Source organism: Bariatricus sp. SGI.154, from assembly GCF_050313795.1.
In the GTDB taxonomy this organism is placed as follows: Bacteria; Bacillota; Clostridia; order Lachnospirales; family Lachnospiraceae; genus CAMBRQ01.
The window spans coordinates 1-16680 of record NZ_JBNPMC010000036.1; the positions used below are offsets into that span (position 1 = coordinate 1).

Consider the following 16680-nt stretch of genomic DNA (forward strand, 5'->3'; position numbering starts at 1 on the left):
CCTTTTACCGCACCGGCAGTAAGACCGCCAATTAAGAATCTCTTGAAAAGCAATGCCACAAGCACCGGCGGAATCACCGCAAGCAGTCCTCCTGCATTCATCAATCCATAATTCACCGTGTTTTTCGTCACAAATTCCGATATGATCACTGCAATTGGCTTCGTATCCAGAGACGGTGCCAGAATCAGCGGAATCAGATACTGATTCCAGACCGTAATGAACATAATCAATGCACTGGCAAATACCATCGGATAAGAGATCGGAAGCATTACCCTCGTCAGCACCTGAAAAGAGTTGCACCCGTCCACATATGCCGCTTCTTCCAGTTCTTTAGGAATCCCATTAAAATGATCCTCTAAAAGCCATACAATCAGAGGAAGCATTGCCGATATATATACCAGCACCAGCCCCACAAGATTATCAATCAGCCCAATCCTGGAATAGACCTTGAATAACGGAACGATTGTAGAAAATACCGGAATCACCAATGTCGCGCGCAACAGCGTGTTGATTGCTTTATTTCCTTTAAAATTCATCCTGGATAATGCATATGCGCCCAGAATACAGATTGGCAGTCCAATCAGAATCGCCGCCATGCTTGCGATAATCGCATTCTTAAGCCCCGCAAAGAACAACGCACTTTCCCTGGAAATCTCACCGCCGATTCCTAACAACTGTGCATAATTTTGCAGGGTAGGATGCAAGGGACTTAATGGTGCCGGAGATACCATGGTGTCTGCCTTAGGTGTAATACTAATGGAAAAAGACCATACAATCGGCCCCAGCGTCCACAGTAAAAAGAATGCCAATACCAGTATATAGACAACCTTATCCCTCTTTCTTTTCCTTAGACGGTTCATAATACCTCTTCTCCCTTCCCTGTCAGCCTTCTGGTATAAAGCAGCCAGATCACAATACAGACAAACATTACAATATAAGATAACGCACTCCCTTCCGAGAATCGCATATACTTGAAAGTTCTTCCATAGATCTCCGTCATAAATGTATTGTTGCTGGAAGACATACCCACCAATGATACAATCTCATCTAATACATTTACCGCAGTAATCGTAGTCGTCGTTAAAGCGATCAACGTGGCAGGTCGCAGCATCGGATAAGTAATATATCGAAATGCCTTCATCCTGCCGCAGCCATCTATCGCCGCAGCCTCGTATAAAGTGTCTGAGATCGTCTGAAGTGCAGACATTAAGGTGATTGCCACCAGCGGAACCGCCCGCCACGCCACCGTCAATGCAACGATTGCCGTCACCGCCTTATTGTCCGAGAACCATTGCACCGGAGTTTTCAGGATTCCCCACTTGAGCAGAAGGCTATTCACCAATCCAAAACTCGGATGAAACATCCATCTCCAAATAATTCCGCTTACGATTCCCGGAATTGCCCATGGAATAATGACCACTGCTGTCAATATCCCTTTCAGCCTCACACTTCGGTTCAAGAACAATGCGAATGCCAGTCCCAGAAGATAGGTCATCAGCATTACAAGCACTGTGATTGCAAGCGAATTTCCTGCCGCTTTCAGAACCTCCTGATCTTTCAGGAGCCGGATATAATTATCCAGCCCCATGAACTTAAGTTTCTCTGGCTTCAACAGATTAATATTCACAAAACTATAATATAATGTTGATATGATTGGCAGGTATATCAACACTGCCATCACTATAAAGAGCGGCATAACATACAGATATCCTGCATTCTTCTTTTTCATGTACATCTCACCCTTCCGGCTGCCATTACTTCGCAATGCCATCGACTTCTTTTACAATCTGCTCTGCCGCTTCTTTGGAGTCAAGCGTTCCCTGCGCCAGCGCATTTAATTTGTTGGCAACAATAGAACTGTATTCAGAATACCATCCGGGAACTCCGTTCGGGAATGGAGACTGGTCAGCCTTCAATTCTTCCATCAGGATGTCCTCATCCGCGATCTCACCGGCAGTTCCCAGTTTCTCAAATGTCTTCACGCTGGATGGAACTGTTCCGTGCTTCTGATATAGATATGTCTGTACTTCATCACCCGTAAACCATTCGATAAATTCTTTGGCAAGTTCTTTATTCTTAGAATATTTCGAGATTCCGATTCCTTCCGGCAAGCCATAAGTCGCAGTCTGTATACTTTCTGTTCCAGGAATCAGCATGGTCTTCACCTGTCCAACAACCGAAGATTCCTCCGGATTATTGCAGGTTCCAAGCGTTCCCATAGCACCAATGAGGAAAGTGGCATTGCCTTTGCGGTAAGCACTGTCGGCCTCAACATCCGTCAGTGATATGGACGCCGGATCGATGATCTTCGTCTCATTCAACGCCTCGTCTACTAATTTCAGCGTTGCCTCCATCTTCTGTCCATCTATACTGTCATCTTCCCGGAAGAACGGAATCCCCTGGCAAAGGGACAGCCACAGCAGTTGATTTGCAGAATGTTCTGTAGCCGACAGAGTAAATGACAGCGGATATTCACAGATGCCCGCCTCCTTAATCTTCACACAATCTTCCACCAGTTCCTTCCACGTTCTGGGTGTTTCCGTAATCTGCGCCGCCTTTAGATGTTCTTCATTATAATATCCGACTCTGATATCATTCAGATACGGAATCGCAACGACATTGCCCGCTTCCTCGAAAGAAGTATACAATGGATACTCTTCCTTCTGTTCATCCGTCAACTCAAAAGGTTCGACACAATCTGCACTGATGAATTCTTTCGTCCAGGACCAGTCTACCTCCATGACATCCGCCGGGGCAACCTTGCTCACTGCAGCAACCGTAATCTTATCATGAATCTCATCCCACCCCATAATATTCAGATTCACCTTCGTACCATGCTCTTCTTCAAAATGATGTATTAATTCCTGAGATGGCTCTGCCCATGGCGGAAGCAGCACCGTAAGTTCTCCTTCTCCGGAAGCACTACTACTCTTCTTGTCCTTCCCGCCCGAACATGCAGCAAGACCAACTACCGCCATACTAGCAGCCATGAACACACATAATATCCGTCTATATTTTTTCATACGTTCCTCTCCTTTTTATTCATTGTTAAATATTTCCAATTATGCACATAATCTTTATTGTCATTAATTATAGCAACGCATTTTCTTGAATTACATACATTATTCAAGTATAATTATGGACAAATTCACTATTATAAGAAAAGGAGATTGCCATGGACCGACAGACGATAAACAGATGCTATACCAACACCTATTCCCTGGTAAGATATCATGCTTCCGGATTCGAAAATACTTCCGAATACTTGCAGATTAATTCCTGTGGATATTGCGAAGAAATACCGGATCTGGAACCTGTATCACGCCCTCACGGGCGTCGTGACTTCTTCTTATCCTATAGTTATTCCGGAGATATGTATGTTGAGACGAATGGAGAAGAACTACTGTGTTCCTCCGGCGATCTCTTACTCTACGCGCCAGAAGAACCACAAGTTTACCGTTACGACTGCACCAAGCACTTAAGCAACTACTGGATACATTTTACCGGCTATGGCGCCTCACAGTTTATCGAGATGCTGGACATCCCCACTCAGGTACCCTATCATCTGGGATATATCCCGGAGATAAAACACTTCATTCAAAAAATCATTCTGGAAATAAACAGCGAAAGACCTGGCAGCATCCTCTATGCTACCTCGCTGTTTGCCGTGATACTATCTTTGATCAATAAGAAAAAAGCAGAAAATATGCTGCCGGACAATCATGAACAGAATGAACACATCTACCAGACTGTTGATTATATCCAGCACCATCTCTCTGCTAAAATCAGCATCTCACATCTTGCTTCTATGTCTTTTCTAAGCGCAAACAGATACACGAATGTCTTCAAATCCCTCCTGGGAACGACGCCGCAGGAATACATTATCCGCCTGCGGCTTCAGAAGGCTCTGCAGCTGTTAAAAGATACCGATTGGACGATCACCAGAATCGCCTCTACCATCGGCTACCATGACTCCATGTATTTTAGCCGCTTGTTTAAAAAATATTATCAGATCTCACCCTCTGAGTTCCGCTCCAGGATTAGGAATTCTGATTAAATTCAATAAATTTCAATTAGGGACACCCCTATTTTAATTAGGGACAGGGCAAATCCAATTGGGGACGGGGAAAATTGAAAAAACCCCCGTCCCCTCCTATATCCGCTTCATCGAACGTATCCTCTTTTTGGTATCATCATCCACCTGCCTGGATTCTATGATCTTCTGTAATGCTTTATTATATGTAAAGTCATCCAATTTGCAACGCTTCAAATATTCTAATGTCTCCACAGGGAAACTGACATAATAAATGGAGATAGCCCAGGCTGCCGCCATCTTCACATAATATGATTCATGCCGAACAGCATCCAGCAGGTTTAACGCCTCACTTATATGCGTCTCATCTATATAATAAAACAGCATCATTACTATGCCGAAACGAATCTCATATTCTTTATCAGACTTTACATAAGGCATGATAAATTCCCACATCTCCAGTGGATGGGCCCTTGCCACTTTCAGCCCCGAACAGAAACTGTCACACACTGACCAGTTATTAATCTTAGGGACAAATTCAGTTATATACTGTTGAACCTCCGGTAATTCAGCCTTTGCATAGCCAATCACCATGCCTTGCAACATGATTTCCTCAAAACTATCATCTCTTGCATCCGCAAGATAAGAACGCCAGTCTGACTTCGCAATCCTTTTCGCGATCTTGCGAAGCGCCGGAAGTCTGACCCCCAGAACACTTTCTGAAGGAATATTCGGTATCAGAGAACTGGAGAACTTTTGAAATTTTGGTTCAGCAAGTTCTTCCAGCATCTTTCTGATATGTTCGTTCAACCCACATTCCCTCTCCGATTCATCTGCTATTATCCCTGCGATTATCCCTACGGCATCCTCAGTCTGTATATTAGTTTCCACCCTCATTTGATCCTCCTGCAACAGACTCATTTTAATATTTGCGCAGTGTATCCTGTGAATCATCTGTCGTCTTGTCAATCTTTCGGATGATCACATAATAACCGTTATCTCCGCTCGTCTTCACCTTCACTCGGTCACCAACTTTATGACCTCTGATTGCTTTTCCAAGAGGTGACTCAATACTGATCAGCCCCTGGAGGGAATTCCCCCGCACGCTCGTTACCAGCCGATAGACTTCCGTCTCATCGTCATCTTCAAAATACACTTCCACCGTATTATTGATTCCTACTTCATCATCCTTTGACACATCGGATACAATCCTCGCATTCTTGAGCATCTTCTCCAGATATCGAATCCGGCTTTCATTCCGGTTCTTGTCCTGCTTCGCTGCCTTATACTCGAAATTCTCACTCAAGTCACCTTGCGCCCTGGCTTCCTTGACCGCTTCCAACTCCCTTTTGCGGACTACGAGTTTGCGGTATTCTATCTCTTCTTTAATCTTCTTTACATCACTTTCGGTTAACTGTTCTCCCATGATATTTCACTCCTTAATAAATTGTCCTTAACAATCCACTCCTGGCAAACTGCACTTTTGCATGCCGCCTCTACAATGCTTGCCAGCGGAATCAAAGAGACTTTCTTCAGTCCTTCCAGACACAATATATGTTTAAATTCATTGTCACTTATTTTAACTCTTATACTGTTCATTTGTCCAGTAGTTTCCTCTACTGCCAGGTACTCCCAGTTTTCTAAAGATTGCTAAAGATTAGTATATCGAAACAGGTCTGCCATGTAAATAATGGCAGACCCACCTGTTTCTTCAGAACTAATTTCCACTATCCTATATGCGTCCCGAACATAACCAACACATCCTTCAGCGGTTTCCAAAGTCCCGGATGGTATCCATCCAGAAACTTCTCTATCTCTACCGCCTGAATGCCTTCATACCACACCAGACAATTCTCTCCTCTTGCTGTCTCGCCAATCGCCGTCCTGCCAAAAGCAGACACCCCTACCGCAATCTCTCTGCCATACGCCGCTACTCCTGCGCTATAGATTCCCACAACTGCAGAACCGAACGCTACAACTCCTATCGCGACCGCTCCCCATGCCAGCAAGCCAACCGCCAGCGCTGCAATCGCCAATAAGCCCAACGCAACCGCGCCAAGACTGATTACTCCAACGGATAGCGCCCCGAAACTAATCACTCCAATCGCAATATTCCCAATTGCAATAATCCCTTTCGCCACCGAATCCTTGCCAAGATTCCTGGAGAATCTGACAGATACCAGAGGTATGCCCGCAATCTTCGTCTTACTGGTATACTGATAGCCTTTGATATATCTTGCAAGAGCATCTACCTTCTCTTCGATACGCCGGTTCTCCTCCTCATGATATCGTTCCTGTTCCCGGCGACTTTCCTGTTCCCACTGTCTATCCTCTCCGGATACTTTTCTTACTAATCCGCTCTCCAATCTATCCTCTTCCTCCAGATAATCCTTCAGCATATAGTCCAGACTCACCTGAAAAAGTTCCGACATTGCAACTAATTTGGATATTTCCGGCGTACTCGTTCCTGCCTCCCATTTGCTCACTGACTGTCTGGTAATACCAAGCCGGTCAGCCAACTGCTCCTGAGACATTCCCAGGCGCCTTCTCTCTCTGGTTATCTTCTCTGATAGGTTCATTTCATGCACCTGCTTTCCCTGTTGATATAAGAATTGTACTTTATTATGGACAACAGCACAAGAAAACAGTGATTGGAAATTCGTCAACCAGTGGTTGCGCCCTCCTATTTTCAAGGTTTTCACGATATCATCTCCCATATCTTCCAATCGATTCATTCTCAGATAGCCAAATATCTGAACACCAAATATGGATTATATAGGAAAAATGTACCCAAAAGTGCTAACAGAATATAAATCAGCGCTTCATACTTCTCCTCTGATGCCGTCTTCAGCCGTTCTCCAAATATCTTCGCAAAGATTCTCCATACCAGATATCCAATCAATGCTCCACACGTATTTGCCATCAAATCGTCAATATCCGATGCTCGCCAGTTAAATAACTGGGTAATCTCAATCATAAGGGAGAAGATCAATCCAATCAATACTGTCTTCCCACATTTTCTACATTCTTTCCAAATCAAAGGGAGAAGAAAACCTAAGGGCATACACATAATGATATTTAGTACAAATCCAATCCCAAAAGAATCAAAAGGCACCAGATTGATTCCTCCAATAATCAGATTCGTATCTTTCCTTAATACATCCCCAAGCACACCGACTCCCGTCACCTGGAATACCATCCATAGATACAACACAAAGATATACACCCAGATAAAATGTGCCACTGGTCTTTCTCTTCCTATCTTACGTTCTCTCATCATGAATATCAACTGATATACCATACACGGAAGAAATGCACACACCAAACTATAGACCGTAAAAATCATCTCTCTTCCCTCCTTCATATATTGCAGAAAACCTTATTACTAAAAAATGATAACAAATATTCCTTAAATATCCGAAAGGGAAATTATTAATAATTTATGATTTTTGCCTGGTGACTAACAAAATGCAGCCTGTACAACTTATTCTTTTTACTGTATGATAATAAAAACAAACACATCAGATATCATGTTTATTGCAGAAGCCCCCGGAAGCCAGGAAGATGAGGCTGGCATTCCCTTTGTCGGACGTTCTGGAAAACTCTTAGATGAATTGCCGCACAGCACATTATATCACCTGATTTCAGAATTACCAGGCAGCACGGCACCTGGACTTACCGGAAGGATTGTGCGATGACCGCCGTATATCACCCGTCAGCCATTCTGCGAGATCTCTCCAAATTAGAATTGACGAAAGCGGATTTTCGGGAAATTGTAAGAAAAAGGGCGGAACTGACTCCTAACTGATTACTTATATGAATCCATAATATTGGGGAGATGCCCTTCCTCAAGAGAACATCTCCCCGACTTAATATATCCTATATTGAATTCTTATCATTCGTCACATCCCCATTACCGCTCACCGGAATCACCTCTCCCAAAAGAGCCGGTTCAGGCTTTATGATCGTATAGCCCACATCCTTCACCCTTGCCAGGATTTCCCGCGACTTACGATACAGGTCGCCCCGGTAAACCGCCGTATCACAGGCGACTCCTTTGGCCTGAAGCCCCAGCGCATTCGCATCATAGACTGCACGGTACAGATGATATTCCTGCGTAACTACGATGATATTCTCTGCCTGGAAAATCTCCTTGGCACGATACATACTGTCATAGGTAGAAAAACCTGCATGATCCATGAAGATACACTCCGATGGGACTCCACGCTCTATCGCATAGGACTTCATGGTATTCACCTCATCATAATCCTCCTGACCATGATCACCGCTCATGATGATCTTATCCGACACGCCTGCCTCATACAACTGGATTCCCATATCAAGCCGCTCTTTCAGCATCAAACTTGGCTGTCCATCCGATTTCACCTGCGCTCCCAATACAAGAATCGCATCCACCTTGTCCAGATCATCCGGCTTCTCCAATGATTGCTCCAGTTCCTTCATTTCAAGAATATCCTTACCCGCTTTCACTTTCACATAGGCATCCGTCCCAAACATCACCGACAGCCCGATAATCATAAGCACCAGACAATACCGGAAAAATCTGAATAAATATCGCTTTTCCCTTGAATTTTCCATCCATCTTTTCATCATCTTCATCAGTTCTATACACCCTCTTAGAATCATTTACCTGTATCATAATCTCATTTACGTGCTTTTATCATAAATGAATCTTCGGATGTATACAACCAACTTCATCAAATCTTAAGCAATTTACTCATTACACAGAGCAATCTCATATCCAAGTCTGTGAATCATATCCATATCCGTCTCGATGGTATATCCGGCAGTCGTCAGCATATCCCCGGATATCACCGCATTCGCTCCGGATTGAAAACAGCCTTCACCTTTATCCTCCATCAGCCCTCTGCCGCCTGCCAGCCGGATCGATGCCTCCGGAAGGATGAAGCGGTAGACTGCCACGATTCTTCTCATATCATCCACCGTCAATCGCTGATTCTCTTCATACGGCGTTCCCGGAATCGGATTCAGCATATTCACCGGCACACTTCTGATCCCCAGTTCTCGCAGAGACAATGCCATATCAATCCTATCCTCTACCGTCTCCCCCAATCCCATAATTCCTCCACTGCACACATTAAGTCCTGCTGCTTTCGCTGCCTTTATTGCCGCTACCTTATCCTCGAATGTATGCGTAGTACAGACATTCGGGAAGTTCCTGCGTGAGGTTTCCAGATTATTATGTACCCGGGTTGCCCCAGCCGCCTTAACACGACCAAACTGCTCCTCATTCAAAAGTCCAAAAGACACGCACACTTCTATCTCCACATTCTCCTTAATCGCCCGGATAGATGCACACATCCGATCTACCTCTGCATCGTTCAGGCACCTCCCGGAAGTCACGATCGAATACCGAAGTACGCCACGATCAGCATTATATTTTGCCTGCTGTACAATCTCTTCCGTACTTAGAAGCGGATACTCTTCCGCCGATGTATGATAATAAGCCGACTGCGCACAATACTTACAATTCTCCGAACATTTCCCGCTTTTTCCATTAATAATCGTACAGATATCAAAGCCATTCTTGCAGAAATGCTTCCGAATCTCATCCGCCGCCTCACAGAGTTTCTCTAACGGCTCTTCATACAACGCCAACGCTTCCTCCCTGGATATCTCCTGCTGATTTAATACTTTTTCTTTTAACTGATCTATGAATGTCATAATCTTCTCCTCTTCAATCTTCCTCTACACCTACAAGACCTGCCACTGGCAGTTTCTTACGGATGCTTTGGCAACTGAGATAACTATATAGCAAAACGCCCACAATTGTCAACCCGCCGCACAAATCAAGTTTACATTTTATCCATCCTCATACCTCTCATTATACTTCATTCGGAGAATATTCTTGACATGAATATAGTTCTCTCCGGATGCTCGCCAACTTAATGTTGACAAATCAACTTCTTATTGTTATAGTCAACTTAGCAAAATGTTGACAAATCAACTTTTGACACAAAGAGAGGTATTTATGATTCATCGATTTGAAAACCTTACAACTGGAGTATCCCAGATTTATAAAAGTATCCAGCGAATTAAAAAGCATGAGATGAGTTCTTTTGGTTTGAAAGGCACACATGTGATGTGCCTTTACTTTTTGGGCTCGCATCCTGACGGTCTTACGGCCGCTGACTTGTGCAACCTCTGCAAAGAAGATAAAGCAGGTATCTCCAGAATTATGTCTGATCTTGAGGAACATGGTTTCATAAGTTATGACCACACACAGGATAAGAAGCGCTATCGGGCCAAAGCATACCTGACCGGCATCGGGAAAAAACAGGCCTCAAAGGTCACAGACCTGATTCTTCACGCGACCATCGAAGGCGGCAAAGGGATTACCGAGGAAGAACGGGCTGTCTTCTACCGGGTTCTATTCCTGATCTCAGATAATCTGGTACAGGTCTGTAATGAACTTGAATCGGAATATTCTTCTTCATTGTTGGAAACTTAACCCAGCCATAATATTAGAAAGGACACCAATAATCACTATGAACCAGGCAAAAAAAATCTACTGTCGAACTTTTCAGACAGTTATGAAAATCGCGCTTCCATTCCTTCCGTATAAGAAGCCGGAGATCGTTGGCAGCGTCAGGGCGCTTCCGGAACTTATTACAAAAAGAAAATGCGACAATGTTCTCATTATCACAGACGCAGGTATCCGAAGTCTTGGACTTACCAAACGTCTGGAAAGGGCGCTTACCGAAAATAACATACCCTATTCTATCTATGACAAGACGGTTGCCAATCCTACGACTGCCAATGTGGCAGAAGCCCTTGACCTCTACCAGTCTAACGGCTGTAATGCCATCATCGGATTCGGCGGCGGCTCCAGTATGGACTGTGCTAAGGCGGTGGGCGCGCGTGTTGCTAAGCCAAGACAGTCTCTTGCAAAGATGAAAGGAATCCTAAAAGTACACAAGAAGCTTCCCCTTCTGATCGCCATTCCAACAACTGCCGGAACCGGAAGCGAGACTACCCTTGCAGCCGTTATCACTGATGCCGAGACCAGACACAAATACGCAATCAATGACTTCCCATTGATTCCAAGGTATGCGGTATTAGACCCTAAAGTCACCTTAAGTCTTCCGCCGTTCATCACCGCAACCACAGGAATGGACGCCCTGACTCACGCAGTTGAGGCATACATCGGCAGATCAACGACCTACGGGACACGCAAAGATGCATTAAAAGCTGTGGAACTTATTTTCGAAAATATCGATACCGTGTATAATGAAGGGCATAACGTGAATGCAAGAAGAGACATGCTCCACGCATCATTTTACGCCGGATGCGCATTTACCAAATCCTACGTAGGCTATGTACATGCTGTTGCACATTCTCTTGGCGGAGAATACAATGTCCCTCACGGGCTTGCTAATGCGATTCTGCTGCCATTTGTGCTTGAAGCATATGGTCCTTGTATTCACAAGAAACTGTATCAACTATCCGTTGCAGCCGGAGTCTCCTCCAAAGACACTCCTTATGATGTTGCCGCCCAGGAATTTATCACTGCGATCAAAGATATGAAGAACCGCTTTGGAATCGGAGATACGGTTAAAGAGATTAAAGAAGAAGATATTCCGAAACTATCTCACTATGCCGACAAAGAAGCTAACCCTCTGTATCCGGTACCCGTATTAATGAACGCTGAAGAATTGGAACGGTTCTATTACCTGTTAATGGAGAAGGAAAATCAAAACACGCCTGAATAAAAAGGAGTCATAAACTTATGAACGAACAAGAAATCAAAAATATCGTAACCACGCAGCGTAAATATTTTGCTACAGGTGCAACGCTCGATATCGACTACCGGACCTGCGCACTGAAAAAGTTAAAAACCAGCATCCTGGAGCATGAAGCCGAGATTAACGAAGCCATCAAAAAAGATCTGGGGAAAAGCAGCTTCGAAAGTTATATGTGTGAGACCGGACTTGTTCTTAGTGAGATCAGTTATATGCTAAAACACCTCCACTCTTTTGCGAAGGAAAAAAATGTACACACTCCCCTTGCCCAGTTCCATTCCAGAAGTTATAAGAAACCTTCTCCGTACGGAGTCGTACTGATTATGAGTCCCTGGAATTATCCGTTCCTGCTGACGCTCGATCCACTTGTGGATGCAATCGCTGCTGGCAATACTGTTGTTCTAAAGCCCAGTGCATATTCTCCATATACAAGCGAACTGATAAGACGGATTATCAGTGACTGCTTTGACAGACAATATGTCTCTGTTATCACAGGCGGGCGGGCAGAAAATACTTATCTTTTGAATGAGCATTTTGACTACATCTTCTTTACAGGAAGCCAGGCTGTGGGAAAAGAAGTCATGCGGCATGCTTCTGAGCATCTCACACCGGTGACTCTGGAATTAGGCGGAAAGAGCCCTTGCATCGTAGAGAAAAGCGCGAACATCAAACTTGCGGCCAAACGAATTGTATTCGGCAAGTTCCTGAATTGCGGCCAGACTTGTGTGGCTCCGGATTATATCTACTGCGACCGCACCATCAAAGACAAACTGGTAAAAGAAATTAAACGCCAGGTTCAAAAGCAATATGGCAAACAGCCTCTGACCAGAGAAAACTACGGGAAGATCATTAACGAAAAGCATTTTGAAAGAATATCCGGACTCATCGATCAGAATAAAGTCGTTCTTGGCGGCAGCACTAATCGCAGCACGCTTCAGATCGAACCAACCGTCATGGACAACGTGACTTTCGGAGATGCTGTCATGCAAGAAGAAATCTTTGGTCCATTAATGCCGATTCTGGTATATGATACGTTGGATGAAGTAATCCGCAACATTAACTCTATGCCTCATCCACTGGCACTATATATCTTTACCAGTGACAAAGTTGCGGCTAAAAAGATTACTTCCCGTTGTGGATTTGGCGGAGGATGTATCAATGATACTATTATCCACCTTGCAACCAGCGAGATGGGATTCGGCGGATTCGGTGAAAGCGGAATGGGATCTTATCATGGACGGGATGGATTCAATACGTTCTCTCATTATAAGAGTATTGTGGATAAAAAGACCTGGCTGGATCTTCCGATGAGATATCAGCCATATAAGAAGATCAACGATAAGTTAATACATATATTTCTTAAGTAATTTTTTTATAACCAAAAATACAGGCAGACCAATGTTATCATCTCTATCGCATTGATCTGCCTGTATGGCATGATTCTACTCCCGGATCTCCTCTATAATCTGCTCTTCCAGAACAGTCTTTCCGGTTCTCAATGTCACTCCGACACATATCACAATATTCATCAAGATTACAACCGCCAGTGCTTCCCATGAGATCCACGCTTTCGGATGCAGATACAGATATACATGTATCATGAAATAATAAAGCACCTTCTGAATAAAGAAATATACGGCCACAACCATCACGCTGGAATAAATCCCATATCGAAGCCCCTCTCTTGCAATCATCTTACGGAATCCTGCATCCGTAATCCCCATCGCCCGAAGGATTCCGAATTCCCGTTTTCTTGCAATGATCAGATACTGCATACTGTTCATAATATGAAGCAGGCTAAGTCCCAGCAATACAGCCGCAATTCCATAGTAGAAGAACATCTTCTGAGTCAGATACAGATTCTGCGCTGCGATCTGTCTGCTATAATCCTTTACGACACATTTACGAACAGAAGATGTGATCTTCCCCAGAGCATCCGACACTTCGTCCGCTTCCGTTTCCTGAGCAACAGAGATGCTGACAGTCTGATAATCTGTCACCCCAAAGTTCTTCTCCATCTGCTCATTCGTCATGATAATATCTACGGCATCCGTACCATTATCTCCTATATAAGTATCTACCTTCGCTAACGGTCTGCTGGTAAGTGCTGAGACTTTCAGTTTCTGACTCTGATACCACTCCTTGCTGCCCTGAAACCGAAGCGCTTCCTGGGGAACATCCATACTGCTCACCGTCGTTGCCGGCACTTCATCCCCCAAACCAATATCTATTCCACCATAATTCCCTTGACCATCCATCAGTACCTTTACAATCACGCTGTTATCTCTTTTCATCTGCTCAGGGTCAATCTCACCTTCCAGGAGATAATCATTCAGTTCTTCCAGCATCTCGTCATCATATCCATAGATATTGACTTTCAATGTATAATCATCTTCTCCTGTCTGTACCGCAATTCCGTTATATTTCTCCTGAAGTTCCGGGTCCGGCGGATTCGACTCATCCTCTGCAACATCTGCAAAGAAAGGTTTCCATAATAGTTTCCCGTCATCCAGCGGAATCTCTCCCAACAGATATCTGACCGGATGCAATTCGCTGATTCCCGGTATCTCCTTCATCTGCCTTACCAGATTTTCCGGTATGGCATCCGTAAGCTGATCCGATTGTTCGTATACCTGGATATCTGAGCCAAGACCATCATCTGCCTTGTATGTCAATTCATTATTCGTCCTGGTATTTTCCGTCACATAGAAAGCTCCGAGAAAGATAATGCTTCCAATAGACAAAGACAACACGATCCCTATAAAAGTTCCTTTTCTGTCGAACATAAATCTGCGCGTAAGAATCTCGGTCATATTACTATGCCTGATACTGTAGATCTTCCGGTTCACACGCTTCCCCATATCCTTCATAAGCAGCTGTCGAATGGTCATCCGTCTCATCCTCCTAATGAGTAACAGACTGATCACAACCATCGCAACCACTAAAAACATACCGCCCCAGGCAATCGTATGCCAACTAATACAATAATTTCCTGCATCTGGAAGATTGGAAACCGCATACTCCTGAATCTGATCCGCTGCGCCGCTATGATAATTCTGTTTCTGCATAATGAAGATTCGGCCTATTTTCTGATAGATCAGCCACGAAACAATATTCCCAATCACACATCCGGCCGGATACCCCGCCAGAACAACACAACTAAGTTCAACCATAAGGATTCCAAAAGCAGATCCATCCGTCATGCCCAAAGTCTGCATGATGCTGTACTGTGACATCCTACGGCACACAGAAATCTGAAACAAACTGTAGATAATAAACGCTCCAAAAAAGGCAACCGCAAGCAGAATAACTGACTCCGTCAGTCCTCCCTCATCATTCAGCTGTCCCCAGATGTACGGTAAACCTGCTTCCTTATGAGAAATCCCCGTTTTTATGATTTCCAATGCCAACGAAGGTGCCTCACCACCTACATATCCTGCAATCCCATTATTTCTCGCAAAGTTTTCCCCATCAGTGCCGAACCTTTTTATCAATGCCTCCAACTGATCATACACCCTATGACTCTCGTCAAATTTCAAATACAAAAACGTCCCATTCATTCCATAATCCAGCGTATCATTTACAAATACCTGCATAGCATTCCCTAAAAACTCCGGCAATTTTTCAGGCATATCTGTCAGAATTCCACATAAGGTAAATGTCTCCCCATCCAGGATTACCTGGCTTCCCAATCCTGTTGTAATTCCAAGACTTTTCAGTGTCTGCAAGTCCATGGCAATTTCATCTTCGTTTTTCGGATAATATCCCTCTTCGATCTTCCGTCCCATCATGCTCAGATAATCATCATCCGCATAGACGAACTGAATAGGGAATGGCTCTTCAATCATCTTGCGAACCGTCTCATGCCCTACTTTTTCCAGTTGATATCCCTTACCCGACGGGTCTTTCTCGAACTCTTTGCACCATTCATGATCTCCTCTGGTACTATAATGCCAGTCGCCATATTCCATCCGTGCATTCTCAAGCGCCGCATTCTTTCCACTTTCGAACAATCCTCCCATACCGGCAAGCAATGCCGAAGAGAGGAGCACACCCAGCAGCAATGCCGCTGTCTGCTTCCTATAGTACCTTAGATATGCCCATCCAATGTGAATCATATTCTTCATAATGACTCACCATCCTTTTTAAGCAGCATCCCGTCCTCTATATGCAGAATCCGGTCACAATTCTGTGCCAGACCTTCATTATGCGTAACCATCAGAATCGTCTGATGATATTTGCGGCAGCTGTTCTTCAACACTCCCATGACTTCTAATGTCGTCCGGGAATCCAGATTCCCCGTCGGCTCATCTGCAAGAATAATTGCCGGCTTATTGGCAAGCGCCCTCGCAAGTGCTACCCTCTGCTGCTGGCCACCTGAAAGTTCGTTGGGGAAACGCTTTCTCTTCTCCCACAGTCCCAGGTCTTTCAACAACTCCTGAATAAACTGGTGATCCACGTGCTTACCCCGGTCAAAAGTAACCGGAAGCACCACGTTATCATATACATTCAGAACCGGCATCAGACTATAGTTCTGGAAAACGAATCCAATATTCCGTCTGCGGAATATGGTCAGTTCTTTTCGTTCTAATCTGGCAATATTATGATTCCGGATGATAATCTCTCCCTGCGACGGGACATCAAGACCTCCGATCAGATTCAGTAACGTACTCTTCCCGGAGCCAGAGGTTCCTACAATAGAAACAAACTCTCCCTGCACGACAGAAAAGGATATATTCCTCAACGCTTGTACTGCATTCTCCTTTGTCCCGTACTGTTTGCTGATATTTTTAACCTGTAATACTTCCATATCTGATTCACTCCTTTACTTTTCACAGGATATGGATATCATAACAGGCTAAT

At 44.3% G+C, this 16680-nt stretch carries 16 protein-coding genes; 5 read left to right on the plus strand and 11 right to left on the minus strand.

Annotation, left to right across the window (positions count from 1 at the left end; all coding sequences use genetic code 11):
- The 3 genes from ACQRBN_RS13870 to ACQRBN_RS13880 form a co-directional block, all read right to left on the minus strand.
- Positions 1–860: carbohydrate ABC transporter permease (locus tag ACQRBN_RS13870; protein WP_427739598.1), on the minus strand; the 860-nt coding region annotated here is incomplete at its 3' end.
- Positions 857–1729, minus strand: coding sequence for a carbohydrate ABC transporter permease (locus ACQRBN_RS13875; protein ID WP_427739599.1), 873 nt, complete (start codon positions 1727–1729; stop codon positions 857–859). The genes ACQRBN_RS13870 and ACQRBN_RS13875, both read right to left, overlap by 4 nt.
- Before the next feature lie 25 nt (positions 1730–1754).
- Entirely contained in the window at positions 1755–3023 is a 1269-nt protein-coding gene (locus tag ACQRBN_RS13880; RefSeq protein ID WP_427739600.1) for an extracellular solute-binding protein, read from the minus strand.
- 152 nt (positions 3024–3175) lie between these two features.
- Between ACQRBN_RS13880 and ACQRBN_RS13885 the strand changes: the two genes are divergently transcribed.
- On the plus strand, positions 3176–4057 hold the full coding sequence (locus ACQRBN_RS13885) for a helix-turn-helix domain-containing protein (protein WP_427739601.1): 882 nt from the start codon (positions 3176–3178) through the stop codon (positions 4055–4057).
- Positions 4058–4153: 96 nt separating this feature from the next.
- Here the strand turns inward: ACQRBN_RS13885 and ACQRBN_RS13890 are convergent, their stop codons facing one another.
- From ACQRBN_RS13890 to ACQRBN_RS13905, 4 genes are all read right to left on the minus strand, one after another.
- Positions 4154–4924: a DNA alkylation repair protein gene (locus ACQRBN_RS13890; RefSeq protein ID WP_427739602.1), complete on the minus strand. Its 771-nt coding sequence runs from the start codon at positions 4922–4924 to the stop codon at positions 4154–4156.
- A 31-nt stretch (positions 4925–4955) separates the two neighbouring features.
- Positions 4956–5459, minus strand: coding sequence for a transcription elongation factor GreA (gene greA, locus ACQRBN_RS13895; protein ID WP_427739603.1), 504 nt, complete (start codon positions 5457–5459; stop codon positions 4956–4958).
- 301 nt (positions 5460–5760) lie between these two features.
- Positions 5761–6735: a helix-turn-helix domain-containing protein gene (locus ACQRBN_RS13900; RefSeq protein WP_427739604.1), complete on the minus strand. Its 975-nt coding sequence runs from the start codon at positions 6733–6735 to the stop codon at positions 5761–5763.
- 35 nt (positions 6736–6770) lie between these two features.
- Positions 6771–7379 carry a VanZ family protein gene (locus tag ACQRBN_RS13905; RefSeq protein WP_427739605.1) on the minus strand — a complete coding sequence of 203 codons (609 nt, stop codon included), beginning with the start codon at positions 7377–7379 and terminating at the stop codon, positions 6771–6773.
- A gap of 184 nt (positions 7380–7563) precedes the next feature.
- Between ACQRBN_RS13905 and ACQRBN_RS13910 the strand changes: the two genes are divergently transcribed.
- Positions 7564–7731: a uracil-DNA glycosylase family protein gene (locus ACQRBN_RS13910; protein ID WP_427739606.1), complete on the plus strand. Its 168-nt coding sequence runs from the start codon at positions 7564–7566 to the stop codon at positions 7729–7731.
- 181 nt (positions 7732–7912) lie between these two features.
- On the opposite strand, the gene ACQRBN_RS13915 is transcribed toward ACQRBN_RS13910, so the two are convergent.
- A complete protein-coding gene (locus ACQRBN_RS13915) occupies positions 7913–8647 on the minus strand; it encodes a SanA/YdcF family protein (RefSeq protein WP_427739631.1) in 735 nt (244 codons plus the stop codon).
- A gap of 120 nt (positions 8648–8767) precedes the next feature.
- Entirely contained in the window at positions 8768–9739 is a 972-nt protein-coding gene (gene bioB, locus ACQRBN_RS13920; protein ID WP_427739607.1) for a biotin synthase BioB, read from the minus strand.
- A gap of 307 nt (positions 9740–10046) precedes the next feature.
- On the opposite strand from bioB, the gene ACQRBN_RS13925 reads away from it, so the two are divergent.
- Genes ACQRBN_RS13925 through ACQRBN_RS13935 form a run of 3 tightly spaced genes read left to right on the plus strand, consistent with a single transcriptional unit; the run spans position 10047 to position 13184 of the window.
- Positions 10047–10526, plus strand: a complete 480-nt coding sequence (locus ACQRBN_RS13925; RefSeq protein WP_427739608.1) for a MarR family winged helix-turn-helix transcriptional regulator — start codon at positions 10047–10049, stop codon at positions 10524–10526.
- A gap of 37 nt (positions 10527–10563) precedes the next feature.
- Positions 10564–11787, plus strand: a complete 1224-nt coding sequence (locus ACQRBN_RS13930; protein ID WP_427739609.1) for an iron-containing alcohol dehydrogenase — start codon at positions 10564–10566, stop codon at positions 11785–11787.
- Positions 11788–11804: 17 nt separating this feature from the next.
- On the plus strand, positions 11805–13184 hold the full coding sequence (locus tag ACQRBN_RS13935) for an aldehyde dehydrogenase (protein WP_427739610.1): 1380 nt from the start codon (positions 11805–11807) through the stop codon (positions 13182–13184).
- Positions 13185–13259: 75 nt separating this feature from the next.
- Here ACQRBN_RS13935 and ACQRBN_RS13940 read toward each other — a convergent pair whose 3' ends face one another.
- Together ACQRBN_RS13940 and ACQRBN_RS13945 are read right to left on the minus strand one after the other, a co-directional pair.
- A complete protein-coding gene (locus tag ACQRBN_RS13940; protein ID WP_427739611.1) occupies positions 13260–15944 on the minus strand; it encodes an FtsX-like permease family protein in 2685 nt (894 codons plus the stop codon).
- Positions 15941–16627, minus strand: a complete 687-nt coding sequence (locus ACQRBN_RS13945; protein WP_427739612.1) for an ABC transporter ATP-binding protein — start codon at positions 16625–16627, stop codon at positions 15941–15943. The genes ACQRBN_RS13940 and ACQRBN_RS13945 overlap by 4 nt, the downstream gene beginning before the upstream one ends.
- Between the last annotated feature and the right edge of the window lie 53 nt (positions 16628–16680).

Bases quoted from the DNA above. Each gene is read 5' to 3' on its own strand.
- ACQRBN_RS13875 (WP_427739599.1), bottom strand. From the start codon at position 1,729: ATGAAAAAGAAGAATGCAGGATATCTGTATGTTATGCCGCTCTTTATA.
- ACQRBN_RS13880 (WP_427739600.1), bottom strand. From the start codon at position 3,023: ATGAAAAAATATAGACGGATATTATGTGTGTTCATGGCTGCTAGTATG.
- ACQRBN_RS13885 (WP_427739601.1), top strand. From the start codon at position 3,176: ATGGACCGACAGACGATAAACAGATGCTATACCAACACCTATTCCCTG.
- greA (WP_427739603.1), bottom strand. From the start codon at position 5,459: ATGGGAGAACAGTTAACCGAAAGTGATGTAAAGAAGATTAAAGAAGAG.
- ACQRBN_RS13905 (WP_427739605.1), bottom strand. From the start codon at position 7,379: ATGATTTTTACGGTCTATAGTTTGGTGTGTGCATTTCTTCCGTGTATG.
- ACQRBN_RS13910 (WP_427739606.1), top strand. From the start codon at position 7,564: ATGTTTATTGCAGAAGCCCCCGGAAGCCAGGAAGATGAGGCTGGCATT.
- ACQRBN_RS13915 (WP_427739631.1), bottom strand. From the start codon at position 8,647: ATGATGAAAAGATGGATGGAAAATTCAAGGGAAAAGCGATATTTATTC.
- bioB (WP_427739607.1), bottom strand. From the start codon at position 9,739: ATGACATTCATAGATCAGTTAAAAGAAAAAGTATTAAATCAGCAGGAG.
- ACQRBN_RS13925 (WP_427739608.1), top strand. From the start codon at position 10,047: ATGATTCATCGATTTGAAAACCTTACAACTGGAGTATCCCAGATTTAT.
- ACQRBN_RS13930 (WP_427739609.1), top strand. From the start codon at position 10,564: ATGAACCAGGCAAAAAAAATCTACTGTCGAACTTTTCAGACAGTTATG.
- ACQRBN_RS13935 (WP_427739610.1), top strand. From the start codon at position 11,805: ATGAACGAACAAGAAATCAAAAATATCGTAACCACGCAGCGTAAATAT.
- ACQRBN_RS13940 (WP_427739611.1), bottom strand. From the start codon at position 15,944: ATGAAGAATATGATTCACATTGGATGGGCATATCTAAGGTACTATAGG.
- ACQRBN_RS13945 (WP_427739612.1), bottom strand. From the start codon at position 16,627: ATGGAAGTATTACAGGTTAAAAATATCAGCAAACAGTACGGGACAAAG.